Source organism: Bradyrhizobium sp. (genome assembly GCF_019242285.1).
Taxonomy (GTDB): domain Bacteria; phylum Pseudomonadota; class Alphaproteobacteria; order Rhizobiales; family Xanthobacteraceae; genus Bradyrhizobium.
Genome location: NZ_JAFAVV010000598.1, coordinates 1 through 4,525 on the forward strand (window position 1 = coordinate 1; position 4,525 = coordinate 4,525).

Annotated in this window: 4 protein-coding genes and 1 pseudogene; 1 reads left to right on the top strand and 4 read right to left on the bottom strand. The window is 63.1% G+C overall.

Translation table 11 applies throughout. The features are described 5' to 3' along the window. Positions 1-648, top strand: a 648-nt coding sequence (gene istB / locus JOY90_RS24455; RefSeq protein WP_291693681.1) for an IS21-like element helper ATPase IstB, incomplete at its 5' end; no start/stop codon positions are given. Positions 649-821: 173 nt separating this feature from the next. On the opposite strand, the gene JOY90_RS24460 is transcribed toward istB, so the two are convergent. From JOY90_RS24460 to JOY90_RS24480, 4 genes and pseudogenes are all read right to left on the bottom strand, one after another. After that, positions 822-2,264 carry an outer membrane protein gene (locus tag JOY90_RS24460; RefSeq protein ID WP_367276990.1) on the bottom strand — a complete coding sequence of 481 codons (1,443 nt, stop codon included), beginning with the start codon at positions 2,262-2,264 and terminating at the stop codon, positions 822-824. 37 nt (positions 2,265-2,301) lie between these two features. Continuing rightward, positions 2,302-3,001: pseudogene (locus JOY90_RS40190) on the bottom strand (MgtC/SapB family protein). Beyond that, entirely contained in the window at positions 2,985-3,230 is a 246-nt protein-coding gene (locus JOY90_RS24475; RefSeq protein ID WP_291693685.1) for a hypothetical protein, read from the bottom strand. Before JOY90_RS24475 ends, JOY90_RS40190 begins: the two are co-directional and overlap by 17 nt. Before the next feature lie 17 nt (positions 3,231-3,247). After that, positions 3,248-4,525, bottom strand: a 1,278-nt coding sequence (locus JOY90_RS24480) for an NRAMP family divalent metal transporter (protein ID WP_291693686.1), incomplete at its 5' end; no start/stop codon positions are given.

A 4,525-nucleotide genomic window follows, 5' to 3' on the forward strand; every position in this document is an offset into this window, starting at 1 on the left:
AGCCTCGGCCACGCCGAATGGCTCGCGCTGCTGCTCGAACGCGAAGCCTCGCTGCGACGCGACAAGCGGCTGTCGAAGCGGCTGCAATACGCCAAGCTGCGCCAGCAGGCCTGCATCGAGGACATCGACTATCGCACCCCGCGCGGCCTCGACCGCAGCCTGCTGACGATGCTGGTCGAAGGTCAATGGATCGACGACCATGCCAATCTCCTCCTCTGCGGGCCCTCCGGCGTCGGCAAGAGCTGGCTCGCCTCGGCACTTGGCAACAAGGCCTGCCGCGACAATCGCTCCGTGCTCTATCAGCGCGTCCCGCGGCTGTTCACTGATCTCGCTTTGGCGCGCGGCGATGGCCGCCACCCCCGTATCCTGCGCTCGCTCGGTCGCGTCGATCTCCTCATCCTCGACGACTGGGGCCTCGAGCCACTCGACGCCGCGGCCCGTCACGATCTCCTGGAGATCCTCGAGGACCGCTACGGCCGCCGCTCCACCATCGTCACCAGCCAGCTTCCCGTCGATCAATGGCATGCGCTGATCGGCGACCCCACCTACGCCGACGCCGTCCTCGACCGCTTGGTCCATAACGCCCACCGGATCGACCTCAACGGCGAGAGCATGCGGCGAACCCGTAAACCCGGCCGAAAGACCTGAACCAGTGGCGCTGTGGACATGCCGCTGCGCTTGGACAACGCGAAGGGCGTTGCCCACATGCCCACAGCAGAAGCAGCAGAAAACAACTCCTTCGAGCCGCGATTCAAGATTGACCACGCGGCTTGCCGATGCCAGAACCCAGACAGCCAGAACGCCTCCCGCCCCGGGCGACATCAAATCGGAATGGTGGGCGAGATTATCTCGGAATCCTGGGCGAGATCAAATCGGAATACCCGGGCGAGATCGTCGGAATCGGCAGTCACGTCGCTAGTTTCACGGCTTTGATTGGGGATGAGGCTGTTTGGGCCGACATAGGGCGACCGGAACGAGGGTACGGTCTGGTCGAGGAAGGTCGCCTGGGCATGGAAGGCGAAACGGTCCGACTCAAGCGCTGTGGGACCCTTGACGAAAAGGTTTGCGGCCGGGTTGCTGTCCTCAAGATGGTAGTTCAATCCGAAGCGGATGCTTTGCATGTTAAGGCTGGATGAGAAGGTATCCGCCGAAGCTGCGAAGAATTTGCTCTTGCGGCCAAAACCGGTTTCCAAAAATTCCGCCTTTGCCGTCCAGTTGCCGTCAATCGGGAGCTCCGCGCCGATGCCTGCGGCCCAGCCCAGGCGCCACATCGATACGGTTTCGAGGGTGCCTGCGGCTGCAAAGCAGCCGACAGCGGGAGCAACGTCCTGGCTCCTTGTCACCTGGTCGAAGGTCCAGGCAAAGCCGCCCGTTCCGTATACGAGCAAGTGGTCGAAGGCGTAGCCAACGCAGCCGCGGACGCTTCCGTAGTGGATGACGGCTTCCCCGTAGGTCACCTGGCCGATCGCGTCCGATATCACCGTCTGGCTGCCGCGCACCGAAAACGGATTGACCACATCGGAGTTAGGAAAGCTGGCGTCGGCTTCGAAGCCGAACATCAGGTGGGAGGACGGCAGGACATAGTTGTAGCCGCCCTGCATGCCGGCGACGTAGCTGCCGGTGCCGGCCATGAAGTCGAAATGGAAGGGAATGTCGAATCCACCGTTCATGACAGGACCGCCAGGTCCGAGCGGTGTCGAGCTCCAGCTGGAAGAGCCGCGGATCACGCCCACATGAGCGCCGACATACCACCCGGTCCAATCGTAGCCGTTGCCGACATAGGGCGCCGGTGGCTTGATCGGAAGATCAGCGGCGAGCGCCGGGCAACTTATGGACATGAGCCCGAGACAAGCGAGGACCAAGCGCAGCGGTTGGCGCGCGCCCCTCACCGGGCAACCCCTCCCGCCGCCAGCATTTCGGCAGTCCCCTTGTGTCATTGCTCCAGCCTGTCGGCGCGATGCGACCGCTCTAGGCCGACCGCGATGCGCTGCGTGCATCGGATTGCTCCCCAGCGCTATTGCAAGCCGTTCTGTATGGGAAGGTGAAGCGTGACGGCTTTCCCCAAAAGGCATCGCGCCGTGACGTGCCAGCAACACGATGGAATCGCTCAAACTCTCACGCGCGCTGCAGCCCACTTTCCCGGTGGCGCGGCTCGGGTATGACAAGTCGAAGATGGTTATGTGAAAAGGGACCGACCCCGAAGGCTGGGACTCGGTCCGGCCGCCGCTGGGTCGCAGCACGCGCAATTCGCAGACTCGTTTCATGACGCCCCCATGAGCGATATGGCTTCGCCGTCAAACTTCACTCGGCCAGCGGCTCTACGCGCCAGCTCGCCGCCGAAACCGTCGGCTCGAGGCTGAGCCGGCCGACGACCTGCTCGAGGATGCCGTCGCATTTCGATTGCGAGTTGAGGCGCGCGTTGACCTCGACCCGGTCGTTGCCTTCAAGATCGGTGCTGTCCAGCTGGCGCAGGCTCAGTTGCCCGTTGACCGTCCCCTGCAAGAGCAAGGCGCGGACGTGTGCCTCTTCCGGGCCGCGGCAAACCACGCGGACCCGATAGTGAAAATCGCTTTCAGACTGGATCATCGGCTGGCGATTGATCAGCTTCACCAGCGGGCGGAGCAAAAGGTTGACCAGAACCACAAATCTAGTGGCGAGCGCCGCTTCCGCCGCATGCTGAGCCCGCGAGCAGACCTACGGCCGCCGAGCACCAAAGCGTGGCGGCTGTGTTGAGCCCGGTCACATGGAATCCCTCGCGAAAGATAATGCCCGCCCCCAAGAAGCCAATTCCAGAGACGACTTGCGCGGCCACGCGGGTGGGACTGCTCTCGCCGGGAATGAGTCTTGCAAAGATCACAAAGCTCGCAGCGCCGATCGCAACCAGCGTATTGGTGCGCAAGCCGGCCATGCGCTGGCGCCATTGGCGTTCGAAACCGATGCTGGCTCCGAGCAGCGTTGCAAACGTCAGGTTGAGCGCGGTTTGTTCAATCGATGTGACCATTGCACTTCTCATTGGTGAGTTCAGGTTGCGACCATCGCCATCGACCGAGAACGAGACGTCCGCCGGCGCGTTCCAGAAGTTGCGCCGATGACAGCGCGAGCCGAAGCAGTAGCCGCGGCATCGCACGGCGCCGATAGAGCTCGATAGCCGTGCGCAGGATCCGCCCGGCAAAACGGAACATGATCACCGCGAGGCGGCGGCGACCATGACGGGCGCCGGGCCCGATCACGCGCCTGCCGTGGCGAGCTAGAAAATGCGGAGCAGCACAAGGCCGGCCGCGACCACGAGGTAGAGGCGCAGCACGATCATCCAGATGCGGCTTAGCGTGCTGAACTTTGCCGGCGGCAGCAGGTCGAGCGGCCGCATGCGCCAGCTGTCGCGGTCATCGCGCCCATATTCGCGCACGCGCGGCTGAAAGGAGGGCATCGCATTCCTGTGCGCGGAGAACTCATACAGCTTGATTGCAGCCGTCACGACGATTGCAAGCACGCTGCCGCCGATCAGGATGCCGATGATCCATCGCGCGTCCAGGTCGGGAAACAACACCGATGCGGTCAGGATGATCGAGAGCATCACGAGTGCGGCGACGACCGTTCCGGTGAAGAGGTTCAACGGCCTTGAGTTCACCCAGGGGCCGAGGGTGTCCTTGTCATTCGAGAGCAGGAGCAGAAACACCGTCGCGCTCGGCAGCAACACCCCGGCCAGGGTCTGAACGGCGTTGGTCAAAAGACCGAGCGGCGTGCCGGGCGTCAGCACTAGCACTGCGGCCAGCAGGATCGGGCCGAAATAGACGGCGTAAAACCCCCTTGCGTCCCACAGCTTGCGATGCAGCGAGTGCTTGACCGCGAACACGTCGCCGATCGCGTAAGCCGTGGCGAGCGAGACCGCGGCCGCGCCGATGATGCAGGCATCAAGCAAGGCGAGTGCAAACAGCGCTGCCGGCAGCCTGCCGGCATATTTCTCGAGCCCAATCGCCGTTCCGAGCGCGTCCGTATAGTTGCCGAACTCGGGTGTTCCGGCAAAGATCGCAGCCGAGAATCCGATCATCGCAACCGCACCCATGATCACCAGCACGATGCCGATAGAGAGGTCGAGGCGCTCGTAGCGGATGAACCGAGGCGTGATGCGTTTGTCGATGATGTAGCTCTGCTGGAAGAACAGTTGCCAGGGCGCCACCGTGGTGCCCACAATGGCCACGATCAGTAGCATGACCTCGCTGAGCTTGGTGTTATCCGGCAGCTTCGGCACGAGGAAGTCGGCGGCGAGCTGCCCAACCGGGGGATGCACCATCAGCACGACGGGCACGAGCAGCAGGCTGCCCGCGACAAGGACAATGCTGAAGCGCTCGAAGCGACGGAAATTGCCGGTCGAAACCGCAATCATGACAATGGCGGCGGACGCCAGTACGCCCCAAAACTGCGACAGGCCGAGATAGCGCAACGCGAGGCTGATCCCGATGAACTCCGTGACGATTGTTAGCGCGTTCAATAGCAAGAGGTCGATCACGCTGAAGGCGCCCCAGAA